This window comes from Delftia sp. BGA-UO-ETr-SB1 (assembly GCF_059567865.1).
On record NZ_JCAQOW010000004.1, the window covers coordinates 1,276,402 to 1,293,274 of the forward strand.

At 62.0% G+C, this 16,873-nt stretch carries 14 protein-coding genes; 12 read left to right on the top strand and 2 right to left on the bottom strand.

What is annotated here, in order from left to right; translation table 11 throughout:
- Position 1: 1 nt before the first annotated feature.
- The 9 genes from AC57B5_RS06270 (at position 2) to AC57B5_RS06310 (ending at position 11,185) form a co-directional block, all read left to right on the top strand.
- Positions 2-1,069, top strand: coding sequence for a TIGR03749 family integrating conjugative element protein (locus AC57B5_RS06270; protein WP_496399016.1), 1,068 nt, complete (start codon positions 2-4; stop codon positions 1,067-1,069).
- 9 nt (positions 1,070-1,078) lie between these two features.
- Positions 1,079-2,524 carry a TIGR03752 family integrating conjugative element protein gene (locus AC57B5_RS06275; RefSeq protein ID WP_496399017.1) on the top strand — a complete coding sequence of 482 codons (1,446 nt, stop codon included), beginning with the start codon at positions 1,079-1,081 and terminating at the stop codon, positions 2,522-2,524.
- Positions 2,511-3,038 carry a TIGR03751 family conjugal transfer lipoprotein gene (locus AC57B5_RS06280; RefSeq protein ID WP_496399018.1) on the top strand — a complete coding sequence of 176 codons (528 nt, stop codon included), beginning with the start codon at positions 2,511-2,513 and terminating at the stop codon, positions 3,036-3,038. The genes AC57B5_RS06275 and AC57B5_RS06280 overlap by 14 nt, the downstream gene beginning before the upstream one ends.
- Positions 3,038-5,983, top strand: coding sequence for a conjugative transfer ATPase (locus AC57B5_RS06285; protein ID WP_496399019.1), 2,946 nt, complete (start codon positions 3,038-3,040; stop codon positions 5,981-5,983). Before AC57B5_RS06280 ends, AC57B5_RS06285 begins: the two co-directional genes overlap by 1 nt.
- On the top strand, positions 5,980-6,408 hold the full coding sequence (locus AC57B5_RS06290; RefSeq protein WP_160853740.1) for a TIGR03757 family integrating conjugative element protein: 429 nt from the start codon (positions 5,980-5,982) through the stop codon (positions 6,406-6,408). Before AC57B5_RS06285 ends, AC57B5_RS06290 begins: the two co-directional genes overlap by 4 nt.
- Before the next feature lie 71 nt (positions 6,409-6,479).
- On the top strand, positions 6,480-7,709 hold the full coding sequence (locus AC57B5_RS06295; RefSeq protein WP_034393646.1) for a TraU family protein: 1,230 nt from the start codon (positions 6,480-6,482) through the stop codon (positions 7,707-7,709).
- A gap of 10 nt (positions 7,710-7,719) precedes the next feature.
- Positions 7,720-9,102: an integrating conjugative element protein gene (locus AC57B5_RS06300; protein ID WP_496399020.1), complete on the top strand. Its 1,383-nt coding sequence runs from the start codon at positions 7,720-7,722 to the stop codon at positions 9,100-9,102.
- Complete coding sequence (locus tag AC57B5_RS06305) at positions 9,099-9,527, top strand: hypothetical protein (RefSeq protein WP_496399021.1); 429 nt, start codon at positions 9,099-9,101, stop codon at positions 9,525-9,527. Before AC57B5_RS06300 ends, AC57B5_RS06305 begins: the two co-directional genes overlap by 4 nt.
- 14 nt (positions 9,528-9,541) lie before the next feature.
- Positions 9,542-11,185, top strand: coding sequence for a conjugal transfer protein TraG N-terminal domain-containing protein (locus AC57B5_RS06310; protein WP_496399022.1), 1,644 nt, complete (start codon positions 9,542-9,544; stop codon positions 11,183-11,185).
- Positions 11,186-11,189: 4 nt separating this feature from the next.
- On the opposite strand, the gene AC57B5_RS06315 is transcribed toward AC57B5_RS06310, so the two are convergent.
- Positions 11,190-11,459, bottom strand: a complete 270-nt coding sequence (locus AC57B5_RS06315) for a hypothetical protein (RefSeq protein WP_496399023.1) — start codon at positions 11,457-11,459, stop codon at positions 11,190-11,192.
- Positions 11,460-11,676: 217 nt separating this feature from the next.
- Between AC57B5_RS06315 and AC57B5_RS06320 the strand changes: the two genes are divergently transcribed.
- Complete coding sequence (locus tag AC57B5_RS06320; protein ID WP_496399024.1) at positions 11,677-12,240, top strand: hypothetical protein; 564 nt, start codon at positions 11,677-11,679, stop codon at positions 12,238-12,240.
- Between the two features lie 4 nt (positions 12,241-12,244).
- Here the strand turns inward: AC57B5_RS06320 and AC57B5_RS06325 are convergent, their stop codons facing one another.
- Complete coding sequence (locus AC57B5_RS06325) at positions 12,245-13,402, bottom strand: Y-family DNA polymerase (protein WP_496399439.1); 1,158 nt, start codon at positions 13,400-13,402, stop codon at positions 12,245-12,247.
- Between the two features lie 87 nt (positions 13,403-13,489).
- Between AC57B5_RS06325 and AC57B5_RS06330 the strand changes: the two genes are divergently transcribed.
- Positions 13,490-14,530 (top strand): tyrosine-type recombinase/integrase, encoded by a 1,041-nt coding sequence (locus AC57B5_RS06330; protein WP_034393654.1) that lies wholly within the window; start codon positions 13,490-13,492, stop codon positions 14,528-14,530.
- Positions 14,527-16,794 (top strand): tyrosine-type recombinase/integrase, encoded by a 2,268-nt coding sequence (locus tag AC57B5_RS06335; RefSeq protein WP_496399025.1) that lies wholly within the window; start codon positions 14,527-14,529, stop codon positions 16,792-16,794. Before AC57B5_RS06330 ends, AC57B5_RS06335 begins: the two co-directional genes overlap by 4 nt.
- The last annotated feature ends 79 nt before the right edge of the window (positions 16,795-16,873 follow it).

The following is a 16,873-nucleotide window of genomic DNA, read 5'->3' on the forward strand; positions in this document are numbered from 1 at the left end:
CATGCAACACCGCAAAATCCTTGCATGCGGCCTGGCTGGCCTGCTGCTGTTCCAGCCCCTGCAGGGCGCTTTCGCCCAGCAAGTCGAACCCCTGAGTGTTTCAGGTCCGCCTCCTGAATTCACCAACGACAAGCCAAATGTCCAGGCTGGCCAAACTGCCGAGAACATCGATCTGGGCCAGGCTGCCTCCTCTAGCGCAGGCAGCACCGTCGCCGGCATGAGCGTGCCGGCGCCCTTGGCAGCTGCAGCGCGCGGCTCGATCGCGCGTAGCGCAGCGGCCCAGGCCACGCTGCGCCGCGTAGGCCCTGCCCCGCTCAGCGGCACTGCGTCTGGCCCTGCCGAGCGCACAGTGTTCGCCCGGGAGCCCGTGCGCGTGAACCTGACCGTGGGCCAGGAGCGCCTGGTCACGTTGCCCTCGGACGCCTTGCTGCATGTGCCCAGCGACATTTCGGCCGTGGCGCGCATCGAGTCGATCGGCGGCACGATCTACGTCACCGCGCTGGTGCCCTTTGTGCCCATCCGCATCGTGGCCGAGCTCGTGGACAGCGGCCAGCAGATCCCCATGGATCTGGTGGCAGTCGTGGACAAGCCAGCACGCGCGACTTCCTCCAAAGGCGAGCTGCAGGTGTCCGTCATCGAGCCCGGCAGCGTGCCCAACCCCTCAGCGCGCTCTGCCGATGAGGTCACGTCTGCAGCTGCAGGCGCGGGCATCGACATGGTGCAGCTGACGCGCCACGCAGCACGCCAGCTCTATGCCCCGCGCCGGCTCGCCAACGCTGCACCTGGTGTCATGCAAGTGGCGGTGAGCTCGGACCCCCTGCCGGCCCTGCTGCGTGGCGCCAATGTCGATGCAGCGCCGGTGGGCCAGTGGAAGGGCGGCGCGCTGTATGTCACGGCCGTGCGCGTCACCAACAAATCTCGCTTTGCCCTGGAAGTGCCGCTGGAAAGCGTGCGCGGCCGCTGGATCGCGGCGACTGCCCAGCACGGCCGGCTCGGCCCCGCCGGCAGCGACACCGACACCACGGCCATCTACCTGGTCTGCGAGCGTTCTTTCGAGTCCTGCCTGTAGGGGAGACACATGGCTGTTCCAAGAAACAAACTCATCCCCCTTCTCGGGGCGCTCACGCTGGCGGGCGTGGTCAGCATTTTCTTCATGGGTCGCAGCGCGCCACCAGCCGCAGCACCGATGGCTGCTGTGCCCTTGCCGGCCACGGCCGGCGCGGACGAAGACACGGCAGCCGAGACCCTGGCCACGGTGGCAGCAAGCAATCGAGAGCTCCGCACGGATATCCAGAAGGTGATCCAGGCCAACGAGCAGCTTGCCCGGGAGAACCGTGAAATGCAGCAGCGCATGACGATGAATGGAGCTCCTGCAGCAGCAAGTTCCTCGCCTTCGCCTGCCACATCCACAGGTTTCGGCCAGCCTGGGGCTGGCCCCGTCGATGTGATCGCCAATGCGTGGGGCAACGCCTCCGATGCCTTCGGCAACATCGGCGGTCCACGCCCTGCAGGTGCCTCGCAGCCGCCCCTTCAAGGCTCGTATGGCACGGGCGCCGGGTCCGCGTTCGACATGGGCTCCGGGTCGGGCTACGAGGTGCTCGCGCCCATGGGCTACACCAAGCAGACCAGTACGGCCAATGGCAAGTCCACCACGCGCTACGTGCGTGCACCGGGAGCAGCTGAAGTGGCTCCCGGCCCTTCGGGCCAGGGTGGCTCTGCAACGCGCGCAGCGCAGGCTGCAGCTGCCATCAAGCCCGAACCCGAGCCCTACTACACCCTTCCCGAGAACTCGACGCTGGCTGGCGTGACTGCCATGACCAGCCTCATCGGCCGTGTGCCTGTGAACGGGCGCGTGACCGATCCCATGCAGTTCAAAGCCATGGTGGGCCGCGACAACCTGGCGGCCAACGGCTGGGAGCTGCCCGAGGACCTGGCCGGAATGATCATCACCGGCGTGGCCATCGGGGATATGGCCCTGTCCTGCACCGAGGGCAAGGTGCGCAGCATGACTTTCGTATTCAACGACGGCGCCATTCGCACGGTGTCGGCACGCCGCAGCGGCTCATCGACCAGCGGGGGGCTGTCCTCGGCATCGAATGCCGATCTCGGCTTCATCAGCGATTTGCACGGCAACCCCTGCATCCAGGGCAAGTTCGTGACCAATGCGCCCACCTACCTCACCGACATCATCGGCGCCAAGGGCCTGGGTGTGGCTGCTGAGGCACTGGCACAGGCCCAGACCACCACGCTCAACCGCGGCGACTCGACCTCGGCATCGGTCACCGGCAACGCCGGCAGCTTCGCCCTGGGCCGCATGGGATCTGCCGCCACCGAAGAACTGACCCGCTGGCTCACCGAGCGCCTCAAGAGCAGCTTCGACGCGGTCGTGACGCCTTCCGGCGCCCAGCTGGTCGTCCACCTGGACCGCGAGATCCAGATCGACAAGCCCGTCAATCCACGCAAGGTCGTGCACCGCACGCAAGCCACCAATGCCCTGTCAGGAGCCCGCTATGGCCTCGAATAAGCTTTTTCCCATCACCCGACTCCTGGCATGTGCCCTGGCGGCGGGCAACCTCGTCGGTTGTTCTGTCACCGGCCCGCGCGAATCGCCGCTCAAGGATGTCACCAAGGACAGCCCGACACTGCTGGACATCTACCGTGGCAAGAGCTTGCCCGGCCAGGCACTCGCCCAGGGGGCCGAGCAGGGGTCCAGGCAGGCCTCGGCCAAGGAGACCGCGCGCGACCGGCTGGAACGCGATTCCCAGGCCCGCCCCATCGCCCACGGCGACGGCGGCACGGCCCGCTATTGGTCGGCATTGGAGCCCATGCAGCAGCGCTTCGCGCGTGTCGCCAATCCTGACCTGGTCATGGTCGTCTACCCGCACCTGGCCCGGGGCAAATACCCGGTGCCGGGCTACGTGACGGTCTTCCCCATGTACGAGTCCACCGAGTACGCCATGCCCGGCGAGTCCACCGAGGATCTGCAGCGCGGCCGCGCCGCCTTCAGTGGCCGCGCCGGCGGCGGGGAGGCCCGCTGATGAACATCCTCGATCTGATTTTGGGTGGCAAGGCCAAGACTTCGTCCACTCCGTCGAATCCGTCCACCTCGGCGCCCTCGGCTGGCCAAGCTGCACGTGATGTGTCCGCCCCTGCAGCTGAGCGACCGATGACCGTGGGGGACCGCCAGCGCATGGCGCAGCGCCCGCCCTCCTTCACCGAGATGCTCCCCTATGTGACCTACTCGCCTGGCGAGCAAGTTTTCGTGATGCGCGACGGCGCGACCTGGGGCGCCATGTTCGAGCTCGATCCGGTGGCTACCGAGGCCCAGCCGCTGAGCTACCTGCAAGAGCGCTGCGACAAGGTGCGCGAGGCGATCACGGCCCTGCCCGAATCCGACACCACGCCCTGGATCGTGCAGTGGTTTGTCAATGACGACCGCAACATCGAGCAGCTGCAACAGCACCTTCATGACTACGTGCTGAGCCAGCACAAGGACAACCCGGCGCGGGGCCAGGATGTGATCAATTCCGAATACACCCAGTCGGTGCTGCAGGAGTTCCGCAAGCACCTGGAGCAGGCCTCCCGGCCCCAGGGCCTGTTCACGGATACGCAGGTCACGGGACAGGTCTGGCGGGGCCAGCAGCGGCGCGTGCGCTGCTGTATCTACCGCAAGTTCACCAGCGCAGCATCCGAGCCAGGCACACCCCAGCAGCAGATGGAATCCGTGGCCACGACCCTCATGGCCACCTTCAACGAGGCGGGCATCGCCGCCAGGCGCTGCGACGGCAAGGACTTCTACGAATGGCTGCTGCCCTTCTTCAACCGTGATGTGCCGTGGGCCCCGACCCCGGGCGAACTGATCAAGACCTACCCATACCCCGGTCCCAAGCCCGCCACGATGTTCGACTGGGACCTGGCCGAATCCCTGTCCCTGTCCCAGCCACGCACGGACCATGCCGGCGGCTACTTCGAGTTCGACGGCGTGCCTGTGAAGGCGCTGACGCTCCAGAACATGCGCAGCGAGCCCTCCATCGGGCATTTCTCGGCAGAAACACAGACGGGCAAGGAGTCCTTCGCCAGGTTCGACCGCCTGCCGGCCGGCTCCATGTTGTCGATGACCGTGGTGATCTCCCGGCAGGACCAGGTCGAGCAGCAGATCACGCGCATCCGCGACAAGTCGCGCGCCCACACGCCCCAGGCCATGGAGACACACGCCGAGTGCGAGCGTGTGCTGCATCACATGATCGGCAATCGGGACAAGCTTTTCCCGATGATGATGACGCTGTACCTCACTGGCCGCGACAAAGGCGAGCTGGACAAGGCTGTCACCGAAGCCAACGCCCTGCTCGGGCCCTCGGGCCTGCGCTTCATCGATCCCCGCCAGGACCTGGTGCCGCTGGACACGTTCATGCGGGCTCTGCCCTTCAATTTCGATGTGGACTTCGACAAGAAGTACCTGAGCCGTTCTCGCCTGACATTCGCCAGCCACATCGCAGCGCTGATGCCGGTCTACGGCCGCTCACGCGGCACGCCCCACCCGGGCTTCTGGTTCTGGAACCGTGGCGGCGAGCCGCTGTGGATCGATCCCCTGAACAAGCGCGACCGCAAGAAGAACGCCCACATGCTCACGCTCGGGCCGACCGGCGCGGGCAAGTCCGCCACGCTGAACTACTTGGCCATGATGACCATGGCCATCCACCGCCCACGAATGGTGATCGTCGATGCCGGCGAATCCTTCGACCTGCTGGTGGCCGACATGGCGGCCAAGGGCCTGAGCGTGCACCGCGTGACTCTCTCGCCTGACTGCCAGGAGTCTCTGCCGCCATTCGTGCATGGCTTCAAGCTGCTGGAAGACCAGGACATCATGGGTTCCTACCATGCCGCCGAGGAGCGCGCCCGTGCCTCGGCCGGCGTCCAGGTCGATGAGGCTGCAGATGGGACTCCCTTGATGGCCTCCGTCGAGAATGCGCTGAGCACCCCTGCCCTGGCGCCTGCCCATCCGGCGTCTGCGGCAGCCGCAGAGACCGAGGAGGATGAGGAAGACGAAAAGCGCGACTTCATGGGCGAGATGCTGATCTCGGCCATCCTCATGATCACGGGTGGCGAGAAAGCAGAAGTCGATCGAATGTCGCGTGCTGACCGCTACCTGGTATCGCGCGCCATCATTCGGGCCGCTGTCCGGGCCAAGGAGGAGCAACGCAAGCACCCCTTGACTCAGGATGTGGCCCTGGAGCTCATGGGCATGCAACGCGACCCCTCGTTGTCCTCGCAACGGCAGAGCCGCGCCGAGGACATGGGCCAGGCCATGATGTCCTTCACCATGGGCCTGCGCGGCACGCTTTTCAACTCCTATGGCGGCGACTGGCCTGATGCCGATGTGACGCTCGTGGAAATGGGCACGCTCACCAAGGATGGCTACGGCGATGCCCTGGCCCTGGCGTATTCCAGCCTGATCGACTCGGTGCAGTCGCGCGGCGAGAAGTACCAGGCCGAGGGCCGGCCCCTGGTCAAGCTGACCGACGAGGGCCACTTGATCACCACGAATGAGTTGCTCGGCCCCAAGCTGGCCAAGGCCACGAAGATGTGGCGCAAGCTCTCCATCTGGTTCTGGCTCGCCACCCAGAACCTGCGCGACTTCCCTGACTCCATGGAACGCGTGCTCTCCATGTGCGAGTTCTGGATGCTGCTGACGATGGACAAGTCGGAGATCCAGGAAGTGGCGCGCTTCCGAAACCTCACCCCGGAGCAGCGGGCCATGATGGAGTCCGCCAAGAAGGAGCCGCCCAAGTACACCGAGGGCGTGCTGATAAGCGCGTTGGGCCAATGGCTGTTCCGCAATGTGCCACCGGCTCTGCCTATCGCCCTGGCCATGACCGAAGGCCATGAAAAAGCCCAGCGGCGCCGGATCATGGAAGAGCATGGCTGCACCATGGTCGAGGCCGCATACAAGGTGGCCGAGCAGCTGGCGGAGGCACGGGCATGAAGCAGATCCTTGCCACAGCCCTGCTCAGCATGGCCGCCGTCGGCGCCGCTGCCCAAAGTGCTGCCACCGTCACGTCCGTCGAGGTGTTCGCGAACTCCGCTACCCATGTCCGGGCCCAGCAGAACTCGCCCTACGCGCTGCGCGTTTTCCGGCTCGATGCTATGGCCCAGATCAGCCAGCAGATGAGCATCCGCCTGCCTATGGATGAGGCCCAGGCCAAGGCCTACATGCTGCAGCAGGAGGCCAACATCCGTGCCCGCTACAAGGACCAGATCGTCAATGCTGCCAACGGCATGTCCCTGGCCATCCACTATCGCCTGGACCGCCTGCCTGCGATCGTCATCAACCGCAACTCGGTGATCTATGGCGTGGCAGACGTGGACCACGCCGTGGGCCTGTACCTGCAGTCGAAAGGCCGTCGATGAGCACCACACGTCCCACAAGTCAGCGTGGTCGTCGCACCCTCCTCACGTCGATCGCTGCAGCGGTGACATCGATGACCCTGGCGCTGGCCCCTGCTCCCGCCAAAGCCATAACGACGCCCGGCGTCGTCGGCTACACCGCTGCGGCCGCGCCCTCGTGCGTGTCGTACATGGTGGAAGGCGTTTGCTTCTTCCTGCGCTGCAAGCTCACCTTCTGCTGGATCGAGACCAGTATCAAGATCAGCCACTACGTGCCAGACGTGGTTGTCAGCACCTACAACGACCCGTTGATGCACCCCTGGGCCGATCTCGGGACGCTGGTGGCCACCACGCTGACGGCCGCAGGCTCTTCCATCATCGGCCGGACCCTTGATTCGTCCGCTGGAGGCCTGGACACGCCTTCCGCCATGACCAATTACAAGAGCGCCGATGCCATCGGCAACCCAGCCGGTGCGCTGGCTGCCATGGTCGCCGGCGGCAGCGTTTCCATGCCCACCACGCTCACCATTCCGTCCGTCACCGAGCTGGCCAAATTCCCCACGCAGGAGTTGCCCAATATCGGCCGGCAGTGGGCATCAGTGCCCAAGGACATCGCGAACACCGTCGCCTCGGACGCCAAGAAGATGCTGGAGGCACCCGCCCAGATGCTGGAGAGCCTGCAGACCATCATGAAGTCCATCCAGGGCATTGGCCAGGTCATCAAGATCGCCGAAACCGTGCAGCAGATCCAGGGCGGGCTGGAAGGCTTCCAGCAGCTGGGCAGCATGGTGTCCGGCGCAACGGGCGGGTCCATGCTTTTTTGCCCTGGCGGCGCCACGCTTTTCGGACTGCACATCCAGACGGAGATCGATGCCCCTTTCTGGCGCGGCGTGCTTCCGCTGGAAATGCTGTATCCGCAGTCGTGGGTGCCTGGCCTCGGAGAAGTCGGAAGCGGCTACACCCAGACCTGGGGGCCGACCTACCCGCGTACCGGCGAGATCATCCAGTCGCACCCCGTGAAGGCCTCGGCGGTGCTGGCTGAGCGGATCGCTTCGATCATCTACAAGTCGGCCCAGCCCCACATCTACACAAAGGTGGAGCCACCCAGCGGCAGCCATGTCTACTTTGGCGGACGTGGCCACCAGTGGCAGATGTTGCATCCCAGGCCGGCCTCCTCCTGCCTGACGTTTGGCGGTAACGACTCCCTGTCGCTGACAACCTTCGGTGATGGCCAGACAGATCCAGCCGATGGCTACGCCTGGAATCTCTGGCAGCACTACATCTGCTGCCAGCGCCGCGGCATTTTTCTCTTCTCCGTTCCCTGAAGGATCACCGATGACTGCTTCATCTCGCCGGCAGCCCAAGGCGCTGCAGGCCATCTCGTGTGTCGCCTTGGCCTGCGCGCTGACCGCCCTCAGCGTGCCCGCGCAAGCACAGCCCGTTTCGTCCTCCAGCCTGTACTACCGCATGGGCGGCGGCTCGCCCAGCGGCATGGCGCCCAACCGGGGCTCCCTGTCCACCCAGCTCAGCGCTGGCGTGCGGGCCAACTATTCCTGCGGCAAGTTCGACATCGGCATGTCCTGGTCCACGCTGATGAACAGCATCCAGAACCTCGGTGCCACGGTCGCCGGGGCTGTGCAGGCCGGCATCGCCGCCCTGCCTCTGTACTTCCTGCAGCGCGCCCAACCGGGCCTGTATCAGCTCTTTCAGAACTTCAGCCAGAAGGCGGATCTGCTGGTCGCCTCCTCACTCAAAAGCTGCGAAGAGATGGAGTCGATGATCAAGTCCGGCAAGGACCCCTACGAGGACTACATCGCCCTGGCGAAGGGCGACGCGTGGAAGATCAAAGCCTCGCTGTCCGGCGACGTGGTGCAGGCCAAGGTGGACATCAACAAGAACGAGGAAGCGCAGAAGCGGGGCCTGGACTGGGTGTTTGGCTCCAGGGCTGGTGGCATCGGCACAGCACCGATCCAGCCCATCCGTGACCTGGCCGTGGCCGGCTACAACGTGACGATCAACAAGTCGGCCAGCACCATCGCCACGGCCAACTACGGCAGTTCCTCGCTGTCCTCAACGCGCCTGGTCCAGGCCTTCAAGGCTCCCGAGGATCTGGCCAAGTGGAGCACCGAGGTGCTGGGCGACCAGAAGATCTATCTCTGCACCCAGGACGCCAGCTGCCCGAACCCCACAGCGACCGTCACCGCCACAGGCCTGGCGCCGAAGTACGAGCAGGAGCTCGAAGGCGTGCTGCCTACTATGCGGACGCTCTCCTTGGCAGAGACTGCCAGCCAGGCTGACCTGGCCAAGGTCAGCGCGCCGGGCATGGCGGTGAGCCCCCAACTCATGGATGCCGTGCGCAAGCTGCCCACGGACATGCGCTCGGTTGCCGTGAATCGCCTGTCCCAGGAGATCGCCATGCACAAGGTCATCGACAAGGCGCTGATCGCGCGCAACGCGCTGATCTCGGGCATGAGTCTGCCCCAGGCCACGGCCGCAAAGCAGGTGAACAACGAAGTGCAGCAGCGCATCGACCGGCTGACGCAGTACATCGACGACATGATGTTTGAGTTCAGGATTCGCAAGGAAATGACCGGCGACACAGCGCTGGCGATCATGCAAAACCAGCTGGCAGCTGGCTCGGCTGCAGCAGGCGCCGCCGGCGGCGGGCGTGCAGACCGCGCACCACTGGTCGATGGCCATGTGGGAGCTCAGCGATGAACGAGGAATTTCGCAGCGACATCGACGTGCATGAACCGCCCGCCCCGAGCGCTCACCATTCGCCTTGGTGGCTGCGCGGCTGGATTCCCTGGCTCCTGTGCGCGATAGGCTTGCTGGCCATCGCAACGCTGGTGGCCAGCGTGCTGATCCGCCTGGCTCCCGCCCAGGTGCTGGAGCTCATGGCCTGGTTTCGCAACGCGTCCCGCCTGGGCGCCCTTGCGCAGGTCCTCCTGTGCGTGTGGATCATCGCTCACTGGCGTCGCCTGGTGGCCTACGGCCGGCGCCGTGGCTTCGTCAGCAAGGCAGAGCACCGCGAGATCCTCCTGATGCGCTGGCGCGCGGCCGGCTTCCTGGCCCTCTATCTCATCGCCCTGCCCATCGGGCCTGGCAACCTTGGCCGGGCAGTGCTCGGCTGGTTCAACTGATCCCGGAGCGAATCATGCAGCTCGATAGCTATCTGGAGCTTTTTACGACCATGTACGGTTGGGCGTTCGCCAACCTGATCGGCGAGATCATCGTCGGCACCGGCCTGGTGGCCCTGCCCTTCGCGCTGATCGTCTTTAGGACATGGCATGAAGCCAAGGACCGCGGCCAAGGCTTTGAAGGCGTGAGGTCTCTGCTGGAGTCCGTCCAGACCCGGATCATCACGGCCCTGTTCGTGATGTCCATGTGCTTTGCCACCACACCCATCACGTCGCTGCACAACGTCAACATGACCTATGTGCCCGCTCGTAGCTTCGATGGGTCGGAACCACAGCCAGTTTCGCTCAAGGGCGGCACCAGGTCGGGTTACGACACGGCCATGGCGGATGCCGTCAACGGCTCATTCAGCAAGGCCGGCAACCTGTCGTATGTGCCGCTGTGGTGGTACTCCACCATGGCCATCAGCGCCGGGGTCAACGGCGCTTTCCGGGCTGGCTTGAGCAACGCGGGCCGCGACCTCCGCATGATCGAGGATATGGCCAGGATGGCGACGATCGAAGATCCAGGCCTGCTCTATGACCTGCAGCGCTTCTACTCGGAGTGCTTCATCCCCGCACGCAGCCAGTACCTGGCCATGGACAAGAGCAAGATTTCTCCGACCGGCAAAGCCCTGCTGGCTGAGGGCAGCGGCTACGGGCCGACCGACGTGGACTGGGTCGGCAGCCAGTTCTTCCGCACCGAGGCAGGCTTCTATCCGAACATGCGCTCCTACAACCCGGTGCCAGGCTGGGCGATCGATTTCTCGCGTGACGTGGAGTACATCCAGACGCCGGCACCTGAAGGCACGCCAGAGCATGGCTACGTCAACCCAGATTGGGGGCGACCAACATGCACGCAATGGTGGGAGTCCGCGTCGACCGGCCTGCGCGATCGCCTGATCAACAACACCAGCACCTGGAAAAACCTGACCCAAAAGGTTCAGAACACGCTGACCTTCGCCAATGCGGACGAAGCAAAGGACAGCGTTGCGCGGCTGGGGTTTGAGAAGGCCAATCCCACATTCGTATCACCAGATCGGATCATGGGAGACGACTACGGTACTGCAACCAATATCGGCAGGTCCATCGTCGGGGCGGCGAGCACATTCGGCGTGGCAAATAAAGCGCTGGATGCCTCTCTAGCCATGATTCCTCTGCTCAACGCGCTGCCCATGGTGCAGGCCTTGGTATTAATGGCGCTTTATACGTTTCTGCCGTTGATCGTTTTTCTCAGCGGCTACGACCTAAAAATGATGCTCATCGGAGCGATGGCAATTTTTACCGTGAAATTCTGGGCTGTGATGTGGTTTATTGCGCGATGGATTGATGCGCGGCTTATAGAGGCCATGTACCCTGGATTTTCAGGTTCTGCCATCATGCAAGAAATCACCCAAGTATTTAGTTCCGGGCAACCACAACTATATAAGCGGATGATATTAAATATACTCTTGCTACTTCTCTTTATAGGTCTCCCAGTGATTTGGACGAGTATGATGACCTGGATTGGTTATAATATCACCGCAGGCATAGACGATATAAAAGGTGGTAGCCACATGGCCAACAGCGCGGCACAAAGCTCAAAAGCCGGTGGAGGAAAAATTGCCAGAAAGATTGGTCGATGATCTTTCAGCGTTTATCTTCAAAATTCCAGTATTGAGCCACTTCGGCTGCGCCACATTCACCGGAACCAAATGCTTGCATTGCGCTGTTTCTATCAACGATAGTCGGCTTTTGATGTTCCGGCTCTGTCTCGTCACCAAAACCATCGTGCGAATCCGAGATAAAAGCAGTAAACGCGTTACCTATGGAAGAAAAAACCAAACCACCAATAATGATGAAAATTTTCCAAGAGAATTTAAGTGTGGCTGCAAAAAATCGGTAGGTGTACGTAAGCATCGGTTCCTCAAGCTAGAACGTAGTGTGATCATATGGAAGCAACCGTGCGGCACAAAGCCCAGAACGTATACTTCATGAAGCTATAGCTCCACTGCTAAGGAGAACCTTAGCCTCCAAGTCCGTTGTTGATGCCAACGGTTGACACATCGTAACGTTAGAGCTTGGTCTTGTAAAGTCTCGAATTTGGTCTACTCTTGTCACAACGTCCAAAAATTTCATGTCCAGCAACAAGTTTCTTAGACTCGCAACCCTTATAGCCGTCTCTGCCATGTGCTCCACCCCTTCGGCGCGCGCTGCAGCTGGCAGTGCTGAGTGGGCGCCTATGCGATTGGCGGTTTTCAACAGTGTTGAGTTTCAGTCCACAGCCACCCAGGAAGACCGTGAAATACTATCAAAAATTTGGAGCAAAGAACTTGCCGCCGTAAGACGAGATGCAAGCGGAGTCTTTCCTGCCTTTGTGTTAGTTGGTGATGTAAGAAATGGAAGTAAAAGAATCGTCTTTTCCATGTTCGATACGGCAGGAAGTGATCTATGTACAGATGCTGAAAACGGCGCGAGTGCGCATGATATCTATGTTCGATGCAAGATGAAGGTTTTACCTTGGCCAACTCCTTCTGGGACTGCTGCAGTACTCAACGGATATTGTAAAATATCTAGTGCAGATAAAGCAAAAAATAGAATAGAATATCTTTACGATGCCTCGCATCAAGCCATTCACTTTCGCACCATTCAGTACGGAAAAATTGTGGAAGAATGCAATAAAACCTTAAAACTTGGTTGAATAATCAAGCACGCACCAACGGGATTTCAGAAATTTCAGTTGTATATCTTGGAGTGCGGCGTTCTTGACGCATATCCCAAGATTTATTTGGTTGCTGTTGGCCCGTGCTTGCGACATGCACGGTCCCCTTACCAAAGCGGCTATTGATTGCATCAATTGCACCCATCAATTTGCTTTGATCTCGACAAGGTGCTTCCTCAATCGGTAGTTCGTGTTGCACTGCGTCGGGTCCAGTGATGTCAAGAAGAATTACGCCGGCTTTAACCAAGTCATAGCCTGGCTCAAATATAGCGCGCGCACCACATACGGCCGCCGAGACGAGTTGTCGAGTGTCGGCTGTGGGTCGCAGCGGGACTACCATGGAACGGTTAAAGCGCGGCCCAGGCCGGTGCGGCGAAGTGTGCGCGAAAACCTGAAGCTGGCTGGCCAGACCATCCTGCATTCGCAACTTCTCAGCTGCGCGGGTTGCATACTCACTCACAGCCTCAAGCAAAGGCTGCAACTCGCTCACCGGCCGGCCGAAAGATCGTGTGCAAGCGATCGTCTGTTTGGGCGCCGGCGCTAGGTCCAGTTCAATGCAGGCTTGACCTCGCAACTCGCGCACAGTGCGTTCCAACGTAACGCTCCAGCGTCGACGGATCATGGCCAAGTCAAGCTGCGCAAGATCCCAGGCCGAGAGCACGCCGACATCGGCCAGGTCAGCAGCAATGCGTCTGCCCACCCCCCACACGTCGGCTGCAGCGGTCGCACGCAACAACTGCTGCCGGCGTTCCGGAGACTGTTCTGCAAGGTTGCAGATCCTGGCCAGGTCGCCGGGATAGCTGCCTGGCTTGCGCTCCGCAGCCTTGGCGATTTGGTTTGCCAGTTTCGCCAGCGTTTTTGTAGGGCCGATGCCCACACAGCATGGGATGCCCACCCACTGCAGGATGCGCTCCCGCACGGCTGCGGCCCGAAGGCTCAAGTCGCGTATCCCCTCCAGCCCACCGATGAAGGACTCGTCGATCGAGTAGATCTCCTGCGTGGGACCTAAGCCTGCAGCGATGCTCATCATCCGGTCGCTCATGTCTCCATAAAGCGCGAAGTTCGCGGAGAGCGCAACGAGCCCATGGGTGTGCTGGAGATGTCGGAACTCGAACCATGGCTGGCCCATGCTTACCCCGATGGCACGGGCTTATCAGTTATGTGGAATGCACCGCTAACGGCAGCGTTTGATCGGAGTAGCGTGTGTATCTCGGACAGGAAACGCACGATGCTTTCAGTACCACCGTGGCACGCGCTGAGCAACATCCGCAATGACCCCCACGCGCGTGCATGGGTGTCATTGCAGGCCGACCTGTTGCTTGCTCCGAACACCGTCAATGCCTACGCCCGAGGCCTCGACCACTATCTCGGTTTTTGCTGTCGCAGTGGCATCGCTGCGACGAGCGCCGATCGGGCGCAGATTGCCAGTTACACACGTGCGTTGGTTCAGCCACAATCCAGCGCTGCAGGCACCACCGGCTTAGTCACAGGTCTGTCAAACGCCTCAATACGTCATCGACTCACCATCGTCCGGTTGTTCTACGACTATCTGATCGAAGAGGGTGTTAGGACGACGAATCCGGTGGCCCGTGGCCGTCGCGGTGCGGTTGTTGGCGGTCGAGGTGTCGGAGAGCGAGGGCTGATCCCCGTGCAACGCAGGCTGCCCTGGATTCCGGACGATACGCAGTGGCGCGCATTGTTGAGCGCAGCCTCCAGCGAGTCCGTGCGCAACCGTTTGATGCTTGCTTTTGCATACGACTGTGCGTTGCGCCGGGAAGAACTGTGTTCGCTGGCCACCGGCGACATCGATCCAGCACGACGCCTGCTTCGAGTGCGCGCAGAGACGACCAAGACCAAACGGGAGCGTGTCGTACCCTACTCGGTAGTGAGCGCCGATCTCTACTTCGCCTACCTCGCTGAGCGCCGTCGTTTGGGCAGTTCGCGCGGGCCCCTTTTCCTGTCGGAGTCCACTCGCAATCGCGCAGCACCGATGAGCAAGTGGACCTGGTCGAAGGTCGTCCGAAGGCTGGCGTTGTGCGCAGGGGTACCCACGCTGACGACGCACAGCTTTCGCCATCTGTGCCTCACCGATCTGGCCCGCACCGGGTGGGACATCGAAGAGATCGCGAGCTTCGCCGGTCATCGCAGCATTCAGTCGACGCTGCTCTACATCCATTTGAGTGCCCAGGATCTCGCGGACAAGTTCGCTCGCAGCATGGCGGCTGTCCACGAAGAACGATTGCATCAGCTTCGAGGAAGTGCGTCATGAGCATGGTGGCCCATACCGCCGCACCGGCGAATGCCATACCGCTTGAACCTTTTCCGGAGTGGGATCGCACGCCTGACCTTTCCGCAATCGAGTATGCAACGCTCCAAATCCTGGGCACGCGCTTTTCCACTCATCAGCGCCAGTGGCCAGCCGGATCCCGTGTGGCGCTGAACCGTTTGATAACGCCTCTCTGCACCATGCTCGACTGGATGCATGCGGCCCATGTACCCCGCAACGCGGTCGTTCACATCGTCGTTGCCGAGATGGACCGTCTCAGCCTTGCCTACTGGGGATGGTCGAGCGATCAGTGGCTCGAAGTACTGTGCGGCAGCGAGGGCGCTTTCAAGGAGCGGTATGGCGGCAGCGGCAACTGCCGGCAGTACGTCATTGCGGTGGCTTATGTCTTGTGCGGCTTTGATCGACTCGCGGAGATCGGTCGCTACTTTCAGTACCGGTTGGCCATCAAGGTGTTCGGCCGTGAGGCCGTGTACCATGCACTCAGCGTCGTTTTCGACGACATGACAAAGGTCGGTTTCAGTCTCACCGATCGATCCGATGTCTCGAATGCGCTCTGCATGGCGCTGCTAATGCAGCGCAGCGCGCGTCTCGAAGATCTGACCCTGAACACGCTGCAGCACGTTGCCGTCAATGGAACGGCATACGTTCGCGGCGGGGCAGCGACCTTGTCAGGCGCGCTGGTGCGGATGGGCTTGCTCGATCATGCTCTCGATCACCGCCGTCACGGCCGTCGCCGCCCTGCGGGTGAGTATCGGGCGATCGGTGACGTTTCTGCGCATTGGCTGGACTGGTGCGAGCGCTGGAGAGCGACCTCGGTGGGCGCCCCATCATCGATCGCCACAAGCTACTACGCGCTCCTGAAGTGCGGCCGATGGCTGGCGATGATGCATCCCGAAATCGAGAGTCCCGCGGACTGGAGCCGTGCGACGGCGCTCGAATACGTTGCGACCGTTGCCCGCATGACGATTGGCCAGTGGTCGCATCCCGGAGGTATGTACCTGGGCAAACAGGGCTGTTCTCTCAAGCCTGCCGCCAAGGCGGCACACTTGCGCAGCATTCGCAGCTTCTTCCGTGACGTGCAGGAGTGGGAGTGGATTCCGCTGCGCTTCGATCCAGTGCGGGCATTTGGATTGCCTCGCACTATTGGCGCGAGCATTGGTCCTAACGCCCGGGTGGTTGCCGACGACGCTTGGGCGAAGCTGGTTTGGGCCGGCCTCAACCTGGCTGACGAGGATCTGCAACCTGCGCTTGGTCATGAGGGCTGTACCAAGCAACCGCCACGTTACCCCCTTGCGATGGTCCGGGCCGTCGCAATGCTTTGGCTGTTCGCTGGGTTGCGTCGCGACGAACTCTTGCGGTTGCCGGTGGGCTGCATCCGGTGGCGACAGCATACGGGCGACGTTGTCGCAGCACCGACCTGTATGCTCGATGTGCCGGTCAACAAGACATCGACCGCTTTCACCAAACCTGTTGACGCTGTGGTCGGACTGGCGGTCGAAGCTTGGGAACAGCAACGTCTGCCGCACCCAGGTATGCCCGATACCAAGACTGGAGGCCTGGTTGATTACCTGTTTGTTCACCGCGGCCGACGTGTAGGGCTGGCCTATCTTAATCAGACCGTCATTCCGCTCCTGTGCAGGAAAGCCGGCGTGCCGCTCCAGGACTCACGTGGTCGTATCACCAGTCATCGCGCCCGTGCGACGATCGCCAGCCAGTTGTACAACGCCAGGGAGCCACTGAGCCTCTTCGAGCTTCAGGCATGGCTTGGGCACCGATCAGTTGAATCGACCCGTCACTACGTCACCGTGACGCCGACGAAGCTGGCCGGTGCGATCGAGCGGGCTGGCTACTTCGCACGCAATATGCGGACCATTGCCGTGCTCGTCGACAAGGACGCGGTGTGCAACGGGAGTGCTGCACGCGGAGAGCCCTGGCGCTACTACGACCTTGGGCATGGGCTGTGCACCTACGATTTCTTCGACCAATGCCCGCACCGCATGGCCTGCGCCAAGTGCTCGTTTTACTTGCCCAAAGAATCGTTCAAAGCTCAAGCGCTGGAGGCGAGTGCCAACCTATCCCGCATGCTTCAAGAGATCCCGTTGCAGGACGGCGAGCGGGCAGCAGTGGAGGATGGCATTGAGGCCATGACCAAGCTGGCGAACAGCCTGCGCAATACCCCCACACCTGACGGGCGAACACCTGGGGAACTCGCTTCTGTCGGGGCGGCAACGAATGCATTGCGGTGATTTATGAGCGTTGCATTTGAACTCATAACTGCCGCACGCTACGATGGCCTCTATCGGCAAGCAGTCGGCTGGCGACCCG

Excerpts from the sequence above, each read along its gene's own strand:
- AC57B5_RS06315 (WP_496399023.1), bottom strand. The coding sequence starts at position 11,459 with ATGCTTACGTACACCTACCGATTTTTTGCAGCCACACTTAAATTCTCT.
- AC57B5_RS06280 (WP_496399018.1), top strand. The coding sequence starts at position 2,511 with ATGGCCTCGAATAAGCTTTTTCCCATCACCCGACTCCTGGCATGTGCC.
- AC57B5_RS06335 (WP_496399025.1), top strand. The coding sequence starts at position 14,527 with ATGAGCATGGTGGCCCATACCGCCGCACCGGCGAATGCCATACCGCTT.
- AC57B5_RS06285 (WP_496399019.1), top strand. The coding sequence starts at position 3,038 with ATGAACATCCTCGATCTGATTTTGGGTGGCAAGGCCAAGACTTCGTCC.
- AC57B5_RS06305 (WP_496399021.1), top strand. The coding sequence starts at position 9,099 with ATGAACGAGGAATTTCGCAGCGACATCGACGTGCATGAACCGCCCGCC.
- AC57B5_RS06310 (WP_496399022.1), top strand. The coding sequence starts at position 9,542 with ATGCAGCTCGATAGCTATCTGGAGCTTTTTACGACCATGTACGGTTGG.
- AC57B5_RS06270 (WP_496399016.1), top strand. The coding sequence starts at position 2 with ATGCAACACCGCAAAATCCTTGCATGCGGCCTGGCTGGCCTGCTGCTG.
- AC57B5_RS06290 (WP_160853740.1), top strand. The coding sequence starts at position 5,980 with ATGAAGCAGATCCTTGCCACAGCCCTGCTCAGCATGGCCGCCGTCGGC.
- AC57B5_RS06275 (WP_496399017.1), top strand. The coding sequence starts at position 1,079 with ATGGCTGTTCCAAGAAACAAACTCATCCCCCTTCTCGGGGCGCTCACG.
- AC57B5_RS06295 (WP_034393646.1), top strand. The coding sequence starts at position 6,480 with ATGACCCTGGCGCTGGCCCCTGCTCCCGCCAAAGCCATAACGACGCCC.
- AC57B5_RS06330 (WP_034393654.1), top strand. The coding sequence starts at position 13,490 with ATGCTTTCAGTACCACCGTGGCACGCGCTGAGCAACATCCGCAATGAC.
- AC57B5_RS06320 (WP_496399024.1), top strand. The coding sequence starts at position 11,677 with ATGTCCAGCAACAAGTTTCTTAGACTCGCAACCCTTATAGCCGTCTCT.
- AC57B5_RS06300 (WP_496399020.1), top strand. The coding sequence starts at position 7,720 with ATGACTGCTTCATCTCGCCGGCAGCCCAAGGCGCTGCAGGCCATCTCG.